The sequence below is a fragment of the Nocardiopsis halotolerans DSM 44410 genome (assembly GCF_000341065.1).
Classification (GTDB): domain Bacteria; phylum Actinomycetota; class Actinomycetes; order Streptosporangiales; family Streptosporangiaceae; genus Nocardiopsis; species Nocardiopsis halotolerans.
Genome location: NZ_ANAX01000174.1, coordinates 19,265 through 36,276, shown reverse-complemented (window position 1 = coordinate 36,276; position 17,012 = coordinate 19,265). Strand labels below are relative to the sequence as shown.

The 17,012-nt window shown below is 69.9% G+C and carries 15 protein-coding genes and 1 tRNA gene; 6 read left to right on the top strand and 10 right to left on the bottom strand.

What is annotated here, in order from left to right; genetic code table 11:
• Nucleotides 1-243: 243 nt before the first annotated feature.
• Both D455_RS0113335 and metG read right to left on the bottom strand, forming a co-directional pair.
• Nucleotides 244-1,167 carry a TatD family hydrolase gene (locus D455_RS0113335; RefSeq protein WP_017571215.1) on the bottom strand — a complete coding sequence of 308 codons (924 nt, stop codon included), beginning with the start codon at nucleotides 1,165-1,167 and terminating at the stop codon, nucleotides 244-246.
• A gap of 78 nt (nucleotides 1,168-1,245) precedes the next feature.
• Nucleotides 1,246-3,063 (bottom strand): methionine--tRNA ligase, encoded by a 1,818-nt coding sequence (gene metG, locus D455_RS0113330; protein ID WP_017571214.1) that lies wholly within the window; start codon nucleotides 3,061-3,063, stop codon nucleotides 1,246-1,248.
• A 206-nt stretch (nucleotides 3,064-3,269) separates the two neighbouring features.
• Between metG and D455_RS0113325 the strand changes: the two genes are divergently transcribed.
• A complete protein-coding gene (locus D455_RS0113325; protein WP_017571213.1) occupies nucleotides 3,270-3,725 on the top strand; it encodes a hypothetical protein in 456 nt (151 codons plus the stop codon).
• 73 nt (nucleotides 3,726-3,798) lie between these two features.
• Nucleotides 3,799-6,474, top strand: coding sequence for a protein translocase subunit SecD (gene secD, locus D455_RS0113320; RefSeq protein WP_017571212.1), 2,676 nt, complete (start codon nucleotides 3,799-3,801; stop codon nucleotides 6,472-6,474).
• 92 nt (nucleotides 6,475-6,566) lie between these two features.
• Here secD and D455_RS0113315 read toward each other — a convergent pair whose 3' ends face one another.
• Entirely contained in the window at nucleotides 6,567-7,229 is a 663-nt protein-coding gene (locus D455_RS0113315; RefSeq protein WP_017571211.1) for an AIM24 family protein, read from the bottom strand.
• An 85-nt stretch (nucleotides 7,230-7,314) separates the two neighbouring features.
• Nucleotides 7,315-8,190, bottom strand: a complete 876-nt coding sequence (gene rsmI / locus D455_RS0113310) for a 16S rRNA (cytidine(1402)-2'-O)-methyltransferase (protein ID WP_026122598.1) — start codon at nucleotides 8,188-8,190, stop codon at nucleotides 7,315-7,317.
• 112 nt (nucleotides 8,191-8,302) lie between these two features.
• On the opposite strand from rsmI, the gene D455_RS0113305 reads away from it, so the two are divergent.
• The 3 genes from D455_RS0113305 (at nucleotide 8,303) to D455_RS0113295 (ending at nucleotide 10,995) form a co-directional block, all read left to right on the top strand.
• Nucleotides 8,303-9,940: a dolichyl-phosphate-mannose--protein mannosyltransferase gene (locus D455_RS0113305; protein WP_017571209.1), complete on the top strand. Its 1,638-nt coding sequence runs from the start codon at nucleotides 8,303-8,305 to the stop codon at nucleotides 9,938-9,940.
• Between the two features lie 302 nt (nucleotides 9,941-10,242).
• Nucleotides 10,243-10,446, top strand: a complete 204-nt coding sequence (locus D455_RS0113300) for a cold-shock protein (protein ID WP_017571208.1) — start codon at nucleotides 10,243-10,245, stop codon at nucleotides 10,444-10,446.
• A gap of 240 nt (nucleotides 10,447-10,686) precedes the next feature.
• Nucleotides 10,687-10,995 carry a sec-independent translocase gene (locus tag D455_RS0113295; RefSeq protein WP_026122597.1) on the top strand — a complete coding sequence of 103 codons (309 nt, stop codon included), beginning with the start codon at nucleotides 10,687-10,689 and terminating at the stop codon, nucleotides 10,993-10,995.
• A gap of 33 nt (nucleotides 10,996-11,028) precedes the next feature.
• On the opposite strand, the gene D455_RS0113290 is transcribed toward D455_RS0113295, so the two are convergent.
• Nucleotides 11,029-11,595: a hypothetical protein gene (locus D455_RS0113290; protein WP_026122596.1), complete on the bottom strand. Its 567-nt coding sequence runs from the start codon at nucleotides 11,593-11,595 to the stop codon at nucleotides 11,029-11,031.
• Between the two features lie 1,125 nt (nucleotides 11,596-12,720).
• On the opposite strand from D455_RS0113290, the gene D455_RS0113285 reads away from it, so the two are divergent.
• Nucleotides 12,721-13,443 carry a response regulator gene (locus tag D455_RS0113285; RefSeq protein WP_017571206.1) on the top strand — a complete coding sequence of 241 codons (723 nt, stop codon included), beginning with the start codon at nucleotides 12,721-12,723 and terminating at the stop codon, nucleotides 13,441-13,443.
• Nucleotides 13,444-13,720: 277 nt separating this feature from the next.
• On the opposite strand, the gene D455_RS0113280 is transcribed toward D455_RS0113285, so the two are convergent.
• From D455_RS0113280 to D455_RS0113255, 5 genes are all read right to left on the bottom strand, one after another.
• Nucleotides 13,721-14,131 (bottom strand): hypothetical protein, encoded by a 411-nt coding sequence (locus D455_RS0113280; RefSeq protein ID WP_017571205.1) that lies wholly within the window; start codon nucleotides 14,129-14,131, stop codon nucleotides 13,721-13,723.
• A 2-nt stretch (nucleotides 14,132-14,133) separates the two neighbouring features.
• Complete coding sequence (locus D455_RS0113275) at nucleotides 14,134-14,751, bottom strand: TetR/AcrR family transcriptional regulator (RefSeq protein WP_017571204.1); 618 nt, start codon at nucleotides 14,749-14,751, stop codon at nucleotides 14,134-14,136.
• Nucleotides 14,752-15,125: 374 nt separating this feature from the next.
• Nucleotides 15,126-15,199 (bottom strand) — tRNA-Ala (locus D455_RS0113265).
• Between the two features lie 71 nt (nucleotides 15,200-15,270).
• Nucleotides 15,271-15,888, bottom strand: a complete 618-nt coding sequence (sepX, locus tag D455_RS0113260) for a divisome protein SepX/GlpR (RefSeq protein WP_017571203.1) — start codon at nucleotides 15,886-15,888, stop codon at nucleotides 15,271-15,273.
• 385 nt (nucleotides 15,889-16,273) lie between these two features.
• A complete protein-coding gene (locus D455_RS0113255; protein WP_026122595.1) occupies nucleotides 16,274-16,993 on the bottom strand; it encodes a GNAT family N-acetyltransferase in 720 nt (239 codons plus the stop codon).
• Nucleotides 16,994-17,012: the final 19 nt, after the last annotated feature.

The following is a 17,012-nucleotide window of genomic DNA, read 5'->3' as shown; positions in this document are numbered from 1 at the left end:
CCCCCCCCCCCGACGGCCGCGCTTCACGCGCGGCCTCCTCGCAAGCGGTGGCGGTAGCGGTGGCGCCCATGCGGTCCCCCGTGCACCGGACCGGGTGCAGAGGCGGTGGGCCCCTTCCGTGCTCCCACACGGACGACGAGGAGACAGGCGGTCCCCTTCATTCGTGTGGGACCCCCGAGGGCTCCCGGCGCGGCGTGGACTCCTTCGGCGGGAGGACCCCGCCCCGTTCACGTCACCGAGGGATCAGAAGCCGAAGGCGCGCCCCGCGTTGCCCGCGATGACCCCCGCGAGCTCGTCCTCGTCCATCCCCTTGACCTCCGCCAGCGTCCGCAGCGTGTGCGGGATCAGGTACGGGGCGTTGGGGCGGCCCCGGTAGGGCTTCGGGGTGAGGAAGGGCGCGTCGGTCTCCACCAGTATCAACTCCGGGGGCGCCACCGCCGCGGCCTCCCTCAGCGACTCCGCGCTGGCGAAGGTCACGTTGCCCGCGAAGCTCATGAAGTAGCCGTGCTCGGCGCACACCTTGGCCATGGCCGCGTCACCGGAGAAGCAGTGGAAGACGACCCGGTCCGGCGCGCCCTCCTCCGCCAGGATCCGCAGCACGTCCTCGTGCGCCTCCCGGTCGTGGATCATCACGGCCTTGCCGCGGCGCTTGGCGACGTCGATGTGGCGGCGGAACGACTCCTCCTGCGCCCGCGCGCCCTCGGGACCCGTACGGAAGGTGTCCATGCCGGTCTCACCGACCGCCACCACGTGGGGCAGGGCGGCCAGCGCGTCGATCTCGGCCAGCTGCGCCTCCAGCTCCGCCGTCCCGCCTGGCTCACGGAGCTTGCCCGCCCAGTCGGTGTCGTCCACCTCCACGCCACGCGCGCCGTCACCGTGCACGACGCGCGGCGCCTCGTTGGGGTGCAGGGCCACCGCCGCCCACACCCGGCCGGGGTGCGCCGCGGCGACCTCGGCCGCCCAACGCGAGGACGGCAGGTCCACGCCCACCTGGACGAGCGGGGTCACCCCGACGCCCTCGGCGGTGGCGATGATCTCCTCGATCTCGGGGGTCTGCATGTCCATGTGGGTGTGGCTGTCGGCCACCGGGACACGCAGGGGCTCGGGTACCGGCGGGGGCGTCTGGTCGTTGCGCTCCCGGACCGCTTTCCCGCTGCGCTTGCCCATGTTCACGTTCCTCCACGAAAGCGCGCCGACGGGCGGGTGCCCGTCGGCGCGGTAGTTCCCTGACCTCGGCCGGAGGGGCTACTCGGCCGCGCCCTCCAGGCGGGCCAGCTCCTCGTCCACCACCGACTGGTCGAGCTTGGCGAAGAGCGGCTCCGGACGGCTCAGCGGCGTGCCCGGCACGATCGGCCTTGACTCCCAACGCGCCTCGTCGTCGGCGTAGTCCCCGGTGATGACCGGATAGTCCACCTCCTCCGCCGAGCCGCCGATGGTGTCGTGACCGGTGTCGACGCGGGGCATGCCCGTCCAGGTGCCGGTACCGCCGAGCATCGCGTGCACCCTGTTCGCCGACGCGGGCAGGTACGGGGTGAGCAGCGTGTTGGCGTCCTGGACCAGCTGGAGGGCCACGTGCAGCACGGTGGCCATCCGTTCCGGGTCGGTCTTCTTCAGCGCCCACGGGGCCTGGTCGGAGATGTACTTGTTGGCCTCGGCCACGGTGCGCATGGCCTCCTGGAGTCCCGCCTTGAACTGGGACCGCTCCAGGCGCTCGCCGACCCGGTCGAACGCGGCCCGGGAGTCCTCCAGCACCCGGCGGTCCTCGTCGGTCAGCTCGCCCGCGGCGGGGATCTCGCCCAGGTTCTTGGCCGCCATCGAGATCGAGCGGTTGACCAGGTTGCCCCAGGCCGCCACCAGCTCGTCGTTGTTGCGGCGCACGAACTCGGCCCAGGTGAAGTCGGTGTCCTGGGTCTCGGGACCGGCGGCCATGATGTAGTAGCGCAGCGCGTCGGCGGAGTAGCGCTCCAGGAAGTCGCGCACGTAGATCACCACGCGGCGCGAGGAGGAGAACTTGCGCCCCTCCATCGTGAGGAACTCGCTGGAGACCACCTCGGTGGGCACGTCGAGCCGGCCCAGTGGGCCGGGGTCGCCGCCCCGGTCGCCCTCGCCGTTGTGGCCCAGCAGGATGGCGGGCCAGACCACCGAGTGGAAGACGATGTTGTCCTTGCCCATGAAGTAGTAGGACCGGGCGTCGTCACCCTGCCACCATCGGCGCCAGGCCTCGGGCTCGCCGATGCGCCTGGCCCACTCCACCGACGCGGACAGGTAGCCGATGACCGCGTCGAACCACACGTACAGGCGCTTGTTGGCGTTGTCGTTCCACCCCTCCAACGGGATGGGCACGCCCCAGTTGAGGTCGCGGGTGACCGCGCGCGGCTGGAGGTCCTCCACCAGGTTCAGGGAGAACTTGAGGACGTTGGGCCGCCACTCGCCCTCCTTGCCCCCGAGCCAGGTCGTGAGGACCTCGGCGAAGGCGGGCAGGTCGAGCATGAAGTGCTCGGTGTCCACGAACTCGGGCTTCTCCCCGTTGATCCGCGAACGGGGCGAGATGAGGTCGATGGGATCGAGCTGGTTACCGCAGTTGTCGCACTGGTCACCGCGCGCACCGTCGTAACCGCAGATGGGGCAGATACCCTCGATGTAACGGTCGGGCAACGTGCGGCCGGTGGACGGAGAGACCGCGCCCTTGGTGGTGTGGGTGAACACGTACCCGTTCTCGTACAGCGCCGTGAACAGCTGCTGCGCGACGGAGTAGTGGTTCCCGGTGGTGGTGCGGGTGAACAGGTCGTAGGACAGGCCGAGGCCGACGAGGTCCTCGGCGATGATCCGGTTGTAGCGGTCGGCCAGCTCACGGGGGGTCACGCCCTCCTGGTCGGCCAGGACCTGGACCGGGGTGCCGTGTTCGTCGGTCCCGCTGACCATCAGCACGTGGTTGCCCGACATTCGCTGGAAGCGGGAGAAGACGTCGGAGGGGACTCCGAAGCCGGACACGTGACCGATGTGGCGCGGTCCGTTGGCGTAGGGCCAGGCGACCGCGGTCAGGATGTGACGATTCGACGACATGCCCCAAGCCTAAAGGGGGCGGCGCCCTGCCGCGCACCCCACGTCCCACGTGCGCGGTTCCGGGGCCACCGCGCACCGGTGGTACACCGGGACCGAAGGGACATTCCCCGGGGCTTGCCCCTACCCGTATGCTCTGCTGGACGAGCCGTGTGCCACCGGGACGCGCGGTGTTGGACGACCCTCTCCCGGACCCTTTCTCAGAGGCGGTGGTCACCATGGTTACCGGTGCCCTACCCCGCCCTGCCCGGCACACGACCGCGCTGCTCACCAGCGTGGTCCTGCTCGTCATCCTGTCCTTCCCCGTCGCTTCCGGCGGCGGGCAGTCGACCACCCCCCACCTGCCGCCGAACGGCCTGCTCAGCTCCTCCGAGGGCTCCGCGGGCCAGACCGCCGGACAGGACCGGGAATCCCCGCGTGAGCGCGCGGACCTGGCCGAGAACCCGATGCTGACCGTCGGGCCGCCCGCCTCCACCTGCGACCAACGCTCGGTGCCGCGCGACCTCCCGGACGCCGTGCCCAGCTGCGCACTGCGTCTGGCGATCTGGGAGCAGCCCTGGTGGCCGCTGCCGCTCCCCGCCCCCGACCCCGTTCCCGAACAGGCCGACCACGGGGAGCTGCCGCCCACACGGGCTCCCCCTCTCACCGCGAACACCGCCGTCTGACCATCCCCGGACGCACCACCCCCTTCGGCGTGCGCCCGGATCACCCGTATTCGCAGTGAGAGGTACCAGGTCCTTGTCCAGTCAAACGGGAGCGGGAGCGCGCTGGACACGTGCGCTCATCTCCCTTCTCGTCATCCTCGTCGCGTTCGGCGCGGCGTGGTTCATCCCGCCGCGTCTGGGGCTCGACCTCAGCGGCGGCACGCAGATCGTCCTGGAGACCCAGGACGGACCCGACGGCACGGAGGCCAACTCCGAGAACACCGACCAGGTCGTCGAGGTGCTGCGCCAGCGCATCGACCGCCTCGGTGTGTCGGAGACGACCATGTCGCGCTCCGGTGAGAACCGGATCATCGTCGAGCTGCCCGGTGTGCAGGACCCGGCGGAGGCCGCGCAGATCATCGGCCAGACCGCCCAGCTGTCCTTCCACCCGGTGCTGGGCGTCGGCCAGGCGGGCGGCCAGGGCGTGCAGGCGCCTCCCACCGGCGACTCCGCCAACGCCCCGCAGGCCACCGCCGACGAGGCCCGCGCCCCGGCCGACGCCGAGGGCGGCGACGGGGAGTCCTCCGGCGGTGGTGAGGGCGGCTCCGGTGGCGGCAGCGGTCAGGAGATGACACAGGAGCAGCTGGAAGAGCTCATGAGCGGCATGGGCGGCCAGCAGGGCCAGGGCCAGGGCGGTCCCAGCGCGGAGAACCCCGAGGACGTCGTGATGACGCTCCCGGACTCCAGCGGAACCCAGCTCCAGCTCGGTGAGAGGGTCATCCAGGGCGACCAGGTGGACAGCGCCGAGGCCGGTCTGGACAACGCCAACCGCACCCAGTGGGTCGTCAACGTCAACTTCGAGGGCGAGGGCGGCGACCAGTGGACCCAGCTGACCGCCGACGCCGCCTGCTACGAACCGGGCGACCCGCGCCGCCGGGTGGCGATCGTGCTGGACGGGCAGATCATCTCCGCCCCGGAGGTGAACCCGGAGTTCGCCTGTGACGTGGGTATGCCGGGCAGCTCCACCACCATCACCAGCCCCGACTTCACCAGTGAGACGGCGAACGACCTGGCCGTGCTGATCGAGGGCGGCTCCCTGCCGCTGCCGGTCACCGAGGTCCAGCGCCAGACGGTCGGACCGACCCTCGGCGCCGAGGCCATCCAGGCCAGCGCCATCGCCGCCGTCCTGGGCCTGGCGTTCACCGCGCTGTACATCACGCTGGTCTACCGCCTGGTCGGCCTCCTGGCCTCCTTCGCGCTGGCGTTCTACACGCTCATCGCCTACGGGGCCCTGGTCGCCATCAACGCCACACTGACACTGCCGGGTCTGGCCGGTTTCGTGCTGGCGATCGGTATGGCCATCGACGCCAACGTGCTGATCTTCGAGCGCGCACGCGAGGAACACGAGCGCCAGACGAGGATCTACGAGGCGAACAAGTCCGCGGGGCTCCGGGACGCCAACGAGGAGGAGACCGCCAAGGCCGACGCCGGGGTGCTCACCCGGAGGCGCCGCAGGGCGGTCCCGCCGAGCCTGGAGAAGGCGTTCGTCGCGGGCTCCCGCAAGGCGTGGAGCGCCGTCCTGGACACCAACATCACCACGCTCATCGCCGCGGCCCTGCTGTTCTTCTTCGCCTCCGGCACCGTCCAGGGCTTCGGTGTGACCCTGAGCATCGGAACCCTCGTCTCGATGTTCTCCGCGCTGGTCATCGCCCGCGTGTTCGTCGAGTGGGCGGTGCGCCGGGCGGTCGTCCGCAAGAACCCGGCGGTCAGCGGTCTGGCCAGGATCGGCCGGATCCGCACCTGGCTGGTCGAGAAGAACCCCGACATCATGAAGCGGCGCGGCAAGGGCCTGCTCGTGGCGGGTCTGATCGTGGCCGCCGCCGTCGCCGCGCCGCTGATCCGCGACACCAACCTCGGTGTGGAGTTCACCGGCGGGCGCGTGCTGGAGTACCAGGTCACCGGGGAGGAGGACGTCTCGGTCGCCGAGGCGCGCTCGGCCATCTCCGCGCTGGACTTCCCGGGGTCGGACACCGCCGTGGTGCAGGAGTCCGGTAACGGCGACATCTCGGTGCGCACCGGCGACCTCTCCGACCAGGACGCGGAGCGGATCGCCGAGGCCCTGGACGAGCAGACCGGCGGCGTGGAACTGCTCAGCGACGAGCTGATCGGTCCGAGCATGGGTGACGAACTGCGCAACCGTGCGCTGATCGCCCTGGGCGCGGCCCTCGCGCTCCAGATGGTCTACCTGGCCTGGCGTTTCCGCTGGTCGTTCGGTGTGTCCACCATGCTGTCCCTGGCCTTCAACCTGATCCTGGTGATCGGGCTGTTCATCTGGCTGGGCAAGCCGATCGACGGCGTGTTCCTCGCCGCGCTCCTGAGCGTCATCGGTTTCTCCGTGAACGACACGGTGGTGGTGTTCGACCGGGTGCGCGACGAGTGGGCGCGGGACGAGAAGTCGAAGTTCTCCGAGATCGCGAACCGCGCGGTGCTCAACACCCTGCCGCGTACCGTCAACACCTCGGTCGGCGCGCTGATCATCCTGGGCTTCCTGACCTTCCTCGGAGGGTCCTCGCTCCAGGACTTCTCCATCGCCATGCTGGTGGGTCTGACCACGGGTGTCCTGTCGACGATCTTCGTCGCCGTCCCGCTGGCCATCTGGCTCCAGCGGTGGGACAGGACGGCTCCGCCGCACGTGGTGAAGGAGCGCAAGGCCAAGCAGAGGGTGGCCGCCAAGGCCGCCCGCGAGGCCGACGACGGCGCCGTCGTGTAGCGGGCGCAGCGCTCCGACAGGAGTCGGACGCACGGAGAGGGCCCCGGGGACGTGTCCCCGGGGCCCTCGTCGTTCGTACGGGTGCGTCCCGGTCAGGCCGTCTGGGTGGGCGTCGGAGCGCCCTCGGAGGCCTGCACCAGGACGAAGCCCTGGCCCTCGAAGGAGAGCTGGAGCGCCTCACCGCTGCCCCGGCCGATGAGCGCGCCCGCCTTCATCGTGCGGCGCACACCCGTGCGCAGCGAACTGGACCAGGCGACCGCGGCGTCGGTGTCCGCGAAGGTCGGCTGGTCGACGTTGATCAGCACCGGGGCGCCGTGGCAGGCGATGGCCACCCTGCCGCGCCCGCCGAAGACGGTGTTGAAGAGCCCGCCGGCGGTCATGCCCGCGCCCTCCACCCGACGGATGTCCCAGCTCAGGCCGGACTCGAAGGCGAGCACGTTGTCGCCGTTGACCGTGAGCTGGTCGTCCTCCAGGTCGATGAGGTGCACGTCCCAGGCGTCCCTGGCCAGGAAGACGTCACCGCGCCCGGTCACCTTCATCAAGGGCATCCCCTCGCCGGTGAAGGCCTTCTTGAAGAACTTGCCGACACTGCCGGAACCCTCGTAGGAGAAGTCGATCTGTCCCTGGTAGGCGACCATGGCGCCCTGCCGGGCGAAGAACTCGCCGTTGAGGCCCACCCGGAGCATCTTGGAGTTCTGGAGGTGCATACCCGGCTCGTTGGTCTCCTGGGCCTGCTGGAAGAGATGACTTCTCATGGAACGCTCCTCATCGACGAACCGGCTTGTTCACCTGGTCAGACGCGCGGGACCGGGAAAGGTTCCGCCCGGGCCCCCGGTTTCCTCAGCTGGCGGTCACGACCCCGTGCGCCAGATCGTAGACCCGGCGCTTGGGAACCCCGTTCTCCTTGGCCACGCGGGTGATCGCCTCCTTGCGGCGCACGCCCTCCTCCTCCAGGGCGGAGACCGCGGCGAGCAGGTCGGTGTCGCTGACCGCGTCCGGGCGCCTGCGGACGCCCTCCACCACGATGGAGATCTCGCCCCGCACCCCCTCGGCCGCCCATGCGGCCAGCTCCCCGAGACCGCCCCGGCGCACCTCCTCGTAGGTCTTGGTCAACTCGCGGCACACGGCGGCGCGCCGGTCGGCTCCGAAGGCGGCGGCCATCGCCTCCAGGGTGGCGGCGACGCGGTGGGGGCTCTCGAAGAACACCATCGTGCGGCGCTCGGACGCCAGGTCGGCCAGGTGGCCGGACAGTCCCTTGCGGGGCGGGAACCCCTCGAAACAGAAGCGGTCGGTGGGCAGGCCCGAGACGACGAGCGCGGTGGTCACGGCGGACGGACCGGGGATTGCGGTCACCGGGATGCCCTCCGCCGCGCAGGCTGCGGCCAGCCGGTATCCGGGGTCGGACACGCCGGGCATCCCGGCGTCGGTGACGACGAGGACGTCGCGACCGCCCCGCAGGTCGCCGAGCAGCTCGTCGGTGCGGCGGTTCTCGTTGGCGTCGTAGTAGGACACCACGCGGGCTCCCTCGCCCCCGCCCAGGCGCACGTCCGCGCGGGAGGCGAACTGACGTAGCCTGCGGGTGTCCTCGGCCGCGATGACGCGAGCGCCCTCCAGAGCGCGCAGCAGCCTGGGCGGCGCGTCCTCCACGTTTCCGATGGGTACACCGGCGAGCGTCAGGGTTCCCGTCCCACTCGCACCAGCTCCACCCTCAACCACTGTGATCCCCGTCCTGTCACGCTACGGTTGGCCTGTCACGCCACCCGAAACCTGGTTTCGTGGTCCGTCCGCAAAGGACAACCATCTCCGTCCCCAACGCTACGAGCCCGAGATGACCACCACCGCACCTTCCTCCGAGGCGACGTCCTCGTCCCCGCCGCGGTCGGCCTCGATCCGCGCCCGCTTCCTGCCCGTCAATCCCACGCCCCTCTGGCTGAACTGGCTGGGCGCCGCCCTCGTCGCGCTGTTCGCCGGGACGCTGAGGTTCTTCAACATCGGTCAGCCCGACCGGATCTACTTCGACGAGACCTACTACGCCAAGGACGCCTACGGGCTTCAGAAGTTCGGCTACGAGCACGAGACCGTCGAGGAACCCGTCGAGGCGGACGACCTGCTCGCCCAGGGCCAGCAGGACATCTTCACCGGCGCGGGCGACTTCATCGTGCACCCGCCGGTCGGCAAGTGGATGATCGCCGCGGGCGACTGGCTCTGGTCGCTCCTGCCGTTCGGTACGACCATGACCCCCGAGGCGTGGCGGTTCGCCTCCGCCCTGGCCGGTCTGGTCTCGGTCCTCATCCTGGTCCGGCTGGCCACCCGGATGACCCGTTCGGTGCTGCTGGGCTGCACCGCGGGCCTGATCATGGCGCTGGACGGCCTGCACTTCACGCTGAGCCGCATCGCCATGGTGGACGTCTTCCTCACCCTGTGGATCCTGGCCGGGTTCGCCTGTCTGGTGATCGACCGGGACAGGACCCGGGAACGGTTGGCCCGTCTGGCGGAGGCGGGGGCCGACCTGACCTCGGTGGGGTGGCTCGGGATGCGCTGGTGGCGGCTGGCGGCCGGCCTGTGCTTCGGCCTGGCGGTCGGCACCAAGTGGTCGGCCCTGTTCTTCGTCGCGGCGTTCGGCCTGCTCACGGTGGCGTGGGACTACGGGGCACGCACCAGTGTCGGCCAGCAGCGCCCGGTCTGGCGGTGGCTGGGCATCGACGCCGTCCCGGCGTTCGCGCAGACCGTGGTGGTCGCGGCGGTCGTCTACCTGGTCTCGTGGTCGGGGTGGCTGTTCACGCGGGGAGGCTACAACCGCGACTACGCGGACGGACTGCTGCCCGACTGGGTACCGGGGTTCCTGAGCTCACCGTTGGAGGCCCTGGTGAGTCTGGCGGACTACCACAAGCGGATGATGGACTTCCACACCGGGCTGACCAGCGATCACGCCTACATCTCCGCGCCGTGGGAGTGGCTGGTCATGCGCACCCCGGTGATGTTCCACTACGACGGCGAGGCCATCGGGTGCGGTACGGGCAACTGCGTCACCTCGGTGGTCTCCATCGGCACGCCGGTCATCTGGTGGCTGAGCCTGCTCGCCCTGACGGTGATGTTCGGCTGGTGGGTGACCTTCCGCGACTGGCGCGCCGGTGCCGTGCTGCTGGCCGTGGCCGCGGGGTGGTTGCCGTGGTTCGCCTACCCCGACCGTCCCATGTTCCTGTTCTACGCGGCCCCCCTGCTGCCGTTCCTCGTCCTGGCGATCGTGCTGGCGCTGGGCCTGGCGATGGGGGCGGGGGAGGACAGTCCGCGTTTCGCCCCGTACCTGCGAGCGGTGGGCGGCATCGTCTACGGCGTGGTCCTGCTGTTGATCGTGGCCAACTTCGCGTACTTCTATCCGGTGTTGTCGGCGTATCCGATCGACGAGGGGATGTGGCGCGAACGCCTGTGGTTCGACGTGTGGATCTACGGCAACGGGGGTTCCTGAACACCGGCGGCCCCGCATTCCACCGATCTCCATTAGTGGTCCGGCTGCCGGAAATCAACAGTTCCGCGTAGCCGAAACAGGACACGGGAAGAAGGCGATTCCCGCGTGGAAAGCCTCGGCAGGGCCGTACCCTCCCTGGTACTGTCAGCAACTGGTTGCTGTTGTAGTTTCCATGGATGCCCGAGGCGCCTCGCGGAACTTCACGTGGGCGCTCGTCGGTTGCGGGATTACCCGCCGGTCAGGCGCCCGGCGGCCCGGGGCCAGCAGGGTGCGGCCCCGCAGTAGTCCCCAAGGGAGAGCACATGGCTCAGGGCACCGTGAAGTGGTTCAACTCTGAGAAGGGTTTCGGGTTCATCGCCGTCGAGGGCGGCCAGCCCGACGTGTTCGTCCACTACTCGGCGATCGCGGGCACCGGCTTCCGGAACCTGGAAGAGGACCAGAAGGTGGAGTTCGACATCATCCAGGGTCCGAAGGGCCCGCAGGCCGCTGACGTCAAAACGGTCTAGAGTCCCCGGTCCCACGCGGTCGACGGGTTTCCACAGCCCGGCGCCACCGCCCGCGTTCCTTTTCTTACCGGTACACCCGAGCGGCCGGGCTCGGGGCTCCTACGGCGTCATCCAGCCCTCCACTCGGTGAGTGGGGGGCTGGTCCCGTGTCCGGTCGGAGGGGGACAGGGTTACTCAAGCCCACCGATACCGGTTAACCTGCTTGGAGCCGGTTGGTACGCCGAGGGACGAGGATCGCGCATGTTGAACATCGGAGGAATGGAGTTCGTTCTCCTGCTCCTGCTCGCACTGCTGATCTTCGGCCCCGACCAGCTGCCCAAGGCCGCCCAGCAGATCGGCAGGGTGCTGCGCCAGCTGCGGACCATGGCCAACTCCGCCTCCAACGACATCCGGGAGGGGCTGGGCCCGGAGTTCAAGGACTTCGACGTGCAGGACCTCAACCCCAAGCGCTTCGTGCAGAAGCACTTCTGGGAGGACGAGGAGCCGGAGGGCAAGCCCGCGGCCAGGCTGAACGGCAAGCGTCCGCCCTTCGACGACGAGGCCACCTGACCCCCTCCCCCGCGGCCGCCGGTTCCGGGCCCCTCATCCCACGAGCATGAGGACGAACAGGGCGAGGCCCACCAGGATCAGCGAGCCGACGATGATCGTCGGGGAACCGACGGCCAGGATCAGGCCCTCCACCGCCAGCGCGCCGCCGAAGGCGCCGGCCAACCAGGGCCAGCGCGGTCCGGGCGCCCAGTCGTGGCGTCGCTCACGGCCGACCGAGATCAGGAACGCGACCCCGATGAGCAGCCAGAACACCAGGTGGGCGATCGCGCGGGTCTCCGGTTCGACGTAGTCGGCCATCCCGCCGACCACCATCACGTAGGTCAACGTCCCCGCGAGCAGGCGCCAGTGTCCCCTGGCCCTGCGGACGGGGATGGTCTTGCGCCGGGCCGGCGTGGTGCGCCGGAAGCGCTCAGCCGCGACCGCGGGCTCCTCCTCCACCGGTTCGACCGTCGTCTTCCGGGGCCTGCGCGGAGGGAGCGGTGGCGGTTCGGGCGGCGGCTCGTAGCCTCCCGCGGGTTCGCCCGGCGGCACGGCCTCCGGCCGGGGCACGGGGTCCTCGGGGTGCTGGTGGCCGCCGGGGTGCCTGGGGGAGTCGGACACGGGTGATCCGCCCCTTCACGGTCGCGCGGTACGGGCCCCCGACGGGGGCCGGGGTCGGTGTTCGGATCCCTACCCGGTGCCGTGCGCGGTCAAATCCCCGACACGCGGGCTTCCCGGCATCGGGGGAGGAGAAGGCGCACGGGACACAACAGGGGCCCGGCCGAACCCATGGGGACCGGCCGGGCCGACGTCGGGGTTCGGCGGAACCCGTGGGGCTGGTTACTGCCAGGACCACCCGTGCTTACGGGCGGTAATCATGTGCATGGTCATGGCATCTACCTTTCGTATGGCTTCCAGCCCATCCCACGACCACGATGGCGTAGAACACTCGCGACCCGCAAGACCTGTAGTCGAATGTTCATCGTTTTATGGCGCGGACACCACCAAAGCTCGCGAACGCATCGCCCCAATAACCGAATCCTGGCACGTTCTCGCAGCTCAGGGAGCATTACATTGCCGCCCCCAGAAGACCAGCGATCCCACCGACCTGCCAAAACAAGACATCGCGCGGGTCAAATCAACACCATGGACATAACGGAGAGCGACGGCGTTCCCATTACCGCGGAGGCGGAAATCGGATATCGCCGGGGGCGCGTGGGAGCGGCGACACGGAACGTTGCGGCCCGACACCAGGCAGGACCTGTTGACCAGAATGCCAGGAACCAGAGGTATGCCCGACTTTGCCCCCCTACATCCACTCCACCATTCCACCACCCTCCGTCACGACACCTCGCGTCGACGAACTCCTCCCCCTCGGACACAGGGGGGCGAGGAGACCATTTCGGTCATGCCGAAAAGCGAATATTCAACCCTTCCCCTACACCGCGATCTCCCCCTGGAGACACCGCGCAGGTGGCATCTCCGTGTCGGCGTTCGCACCGTTTTCCACCGAGACGGCACGAGTACCGCCGGGTGGGTTCGTCCGTTACCGCCCCGCCGACCGACCGCACATGAGAGGATGGACAAACCCGGCAGGAGGTTTCCATGCACGTCTCTTTCCCCCGGTCAGCTCTTCTCCCGCTGGCCAGCGGGTGGACACGCCCGTACCGCGACCGCCCGAACAGGTCCGGGGCGACGGTGCACGAGAGCCCGTTCCACCGTGAGGAACGGAACGGATAAGAGTCGATGAGTGCGCACCCCCTCTTCCCCGCCCGAACCCCCCATCCCGAGGAGCCCTCCGCCCCTGCCGCCCCGATCCGCGTCATGGTCGTGGACGACCACGCGCTGTTCCGCCGCGGGTTGGTGTCCGTACTGGACGAGAAGGGCATCGACGTCGTCGACGAGGCCGGGGACGGGGAGGAAGCCGTCCGGCTGGCCACGGAACTGCGGCCGGACGTCATCATCATGGACGTGATGATGCCGCGTTTCAGCGGTATCGACGCCTGCTCGCGCATCCGTGAGGCGGTACCGCACGCCAAGTTCGTCATGCTGACCATGAGCGACGAGGAGTCCGACCTCTTCGACGCGCTCAAGGCGGGGGCCACGGGTTACCTGCTCAAGCAGATCGCGGTCACCGACCTGCCGCGCGTGGTGCGCTCCATCGCCGAGGGGCAGTCCTTCGTCGATCCGTCCATGGCCACCAAGCTGATCGGTGAGTTCGCCGAGCTGGCCAAGCAGGAGAGCACCCCGCCCAGCCGCCCGAGCGTCCCCGAGCTGACCCGGCGCGAGACCGAGGTGCTCAAGCTGCTGGCGCGCTCCCTCAACAACCGGGAGATCGGCGAGCGGCTGTTCATCACCGAGAACACGGTGAAGAACCACGTGCGCAAGATCCTGGAGAAGCTCCAGGTGCACTCGCGCACCGAGGCCGCCATCTACGCCGTCCGGGCCGAGTACGTCTCCGGCCGCTGAGCGGTGTTCCGTGGGAGCTCAGCGCCCACCAGTCGCCCCCAACCGGTGGCCTCCGGCCGCTGAGCGGCCGTCCACAGGCGGGGACCGGGGATGGTGCCGGGAGGTTTCCTGGACAACGGGGCCTCCCAGGGCAGTCAGCGTCGTGCCGCCCCGTACCGGCGCGCACCCGATCCGCTCTCCCCCTCTCCCCGGCGCCGCGCACACGACACGCCGCTCGTTCGGCCGTCCTTCGACGGGAGATCCCCGCGGGCACCCGGACCGCCCCCACGCGACGGCCTCAGAGGGCCATGCCGCCGACGATGAGCCCCACACCCGCCCCCGCCAGGCCCACGACCAGGCTGGCCGCGCCCAGCCAGAGCAGCGCCCTGAGGCGGTTGGGGGCGGCGGGATCCCGGCCGACGACCGACAGGAAGAACCCGGCGGGCATCAGGATGGCGGCCAGCAGGACGAGATCCCCCACCGCGCGGCTCCAGTCGGGCACTGTGGGCTCGTTGAGCAACAGGCGCACCACCAGCCCCAGGATCACCAGAACCCCCGCGTGTGCGTGTCCTGCGCGGAAGAAGGAGCGCTGGAGCTCGTTGGCGGGCACCCCGCCCCCGGCCACCCGGAGCAGGAAGGTGCCGCCGTACGCGATGCCGATGACGGTCAGCAGGACCACGCCGGACGAGATGAGTTGGGCGGAGGACATGTCTACTCCTTCTGGGGAGGGGAGGAAGGGGTCCGCGGGCCGAACAGCAGTCCGGCGCTGCGTCGGGTGATGGAGAGCAGATCGGTGTCCCGGAACAGGTCCCTGAGTCCGGACCTGTCGAGGTTCCCGGTGAGGGCGAGCGTGGCGACGCCGTGCACGATCGACCACCCGGCGACCATTCCGGCCGCCGCGTCCTCGACCCCGCGGTCGTCGTCGGCCAGGGAGTCCACTCCGGCGCGGAGCTCACCGAAGGCGGCCGTCCGCGCGGCGTTCAGCTCCTCGTCGCCGTCGCCCAGCAGGCTGGGCGTGAACATCACGTCGAAGTGTGCGGGGTGGTCGGTCGCGAAGCGCACGTACTCCACGCCCGCGTCCAGGAAGTCGCCGCCCGCGTCGCGGTTGGCCCTCAGCCGGTCCCCCAGCTCACGGAACCCCTCGGTGGCCAGGGCGTTGAGCACGCCCTCCCGGCTGCCGAAGTGGTGCCGGGGAGCGGTGTGGCTCACCCCGAGTTCGAGTGCGAGCGAACGCAGGCTGAAGGAGTAGGGCCCCTCCCTGCCGATGACCTCCGCCGCCTTCTCCAGGACGGCGGCCCTGAGGTTCCCGTGGTGGTAGTCGTCTGCCATGCCTTGAACTATACGGTGGAAAGTTACCGCTGTAAAGATATTCTGGCCCGGCTTCCCCGCGAGGGGTGGGCCTCGGAGTACGCTGGAGTGGACACCGGCCGCCCCGCGACAGGGGATAGCCGCTTCGCCGGTGACACTCGGGGCTCCGGTCCGGACACGACCGCCCGCCGCAGGGAATGGCAGAACATCCTCCGGACCGGCCCCACCGGTCACGCTGGCGCCCGGACGGGAACGGGTGCGGAAGGACACACCGGGCCGCCTCCCGAAGATCTCCCCAGGGGCACCTGGGCGCCTTCCCCGCGGGCCTCCACCACCGTGCGCGTACACGACGAAGGCCCTGTCCCACCTGGTGGGACAGGGCCTTCTACCTTCGGTGGAGCTATGGGGATTTGAACCCCAGACCCCCTCGATGCGAACGAGGTGCGCTACCGGACTGCGCCATAGCCCCTGAAGACGAGAACCAGACTAGCAGGAAACCCGGAGTGGTCCGAACGCGGTCGTCCCGGCCCGGGTCGCGGGTCAGTCCCCGGCCGCCCTGAGCCGCGCGTCCGCGTACTGGTCGTACACCTGGTTGCGCCGTTCCTGGAGGGCGATCACCTCGGCCTCGCGCTCGGCCTCCTGGAGCCGCTCCTCCTCGGCGCGACGGGCACGGAGGGCCTCGCGGCGGCGGGCCCTCACGGCCGCCTGCCTGCGCTCGGCGTCGGCCTTGGCGGCCTCCCTGAGCAGGACCAGGTGGCCGGCGAGCAGCAGCACCGGCGGGACGGTCACCCACCAGGGCCCCAGGCCGAGGGCGACGGCCACGACCGTGGCGACGTTCACCAGGAGCAGCACGGTGGTGCGACGACGTCTGCGGGCGATGACGCGGGCCCGCGAGCCGGCCTCGGGGGCGGCGCGGTACGTCTCCGACGACACGTCCCCATCGGCCTCGGGGGCGCCCGCGGGGCCGGTGGCGTCCGGGTCGCCCCCACGCTCCTCGCGGACGTCGTCGAACTCCTCGGCCCCGATCTCCTCGGGCTCCTCGTCCTCACGGCGCGGGTCCTCGTGGGACGCCTCCACGGAGTCCTTCCGCAGCAACATCGGCACCAGGACTATGAGCCACACCACCACGATGGCCAGGTACAGAGGAGAGCTGCTCATCACCCCTCCTCACGATGACGGCCACTGGACGTTGATCGACACCTCGTCGACACCGCGCCGCGTGGTGTCCTCCGGAACGGAGACGTTCCGGGGCGCCCGCCCCTCCCCGGACCCGGAGAGTTTCCGGTGCGCCTTATCCACGCGTTGCCCGCATCGTCAATGCGTCTATGTTCCGCACGGTACGACCCCGTGTCCATAAATGCGCCACATTCCGACCGGAGTGTCGCAAGATTGTGGATCCCCAGTTTCGGTCTTCCTGCCTTCGTCCACGAAAGTGCAGGTCAGCACATGACTGCGGAGTGCAGTCCCAATTCAACGCAAAGTAATGAATCAATGTCACTAAAGTGAGGTTTAAGTTCCGGATGCATCCGTGATGTTGCCACGTTCAGTTCGGCCCCGGGTGCGGACTCGCCGGATCGTGCGGATCCCAACCGCCGTTCGGGCCCTGTGGCCCCAAAGCGGAACCAGGCCCGGAACCGGGCTCGACGGACGGTCCGGAAGTCAGGCCGTGACGCCACCGGTAGACCAGGCCCTGGGGCACCTCCTCGACGGTGACCGCGTAACAGATGTGGTCGCGCCAGGCCCCGTCGATGTGGAGCTGGCGTCTGCGCACGCCCTCGTCCCGGAAGCCCAGCTTGGCGACCACGCGTCTGCTCGCCCGGTTCTCGGGTCGGATGTTGGCCTCGATCCGGTGGAGTCCGACGCGGAAGAAGGAGTGGTCGACGGCCAGCGCGACCGCCGTGGGGGTGATACCGCGCCCGGCATGGGCACTGTCGATCCAGTACCCGACCTGCGCCGACCTGGCCGAACCCCACACGATGGCCCCCACCGTGAGCTGCCCGACGAGCTGGTCGTCGTAGACGACCGCCCAGGGCATGGACAGGCCCTGCCTGGCCTCCCTGCGGATCGCCTGGACCATCGAGACGTAGGGGGTGAGCCCGGTGGTGCGCAACGGCATCTCGGGATAGGTCGGCTCCCACGGACGCAGCCACTCCTCGTTCCGCGAGCGCGTGTCGCGGAGCGCGGCGGCGTCGCGGAGCCGCAGCGGCCGGAGCACCACCGGTCCCTCCTGCAAGGTGACAGGCCACCCTCGTCTGCGATTCACGACCGTCCCTTCGATGCCC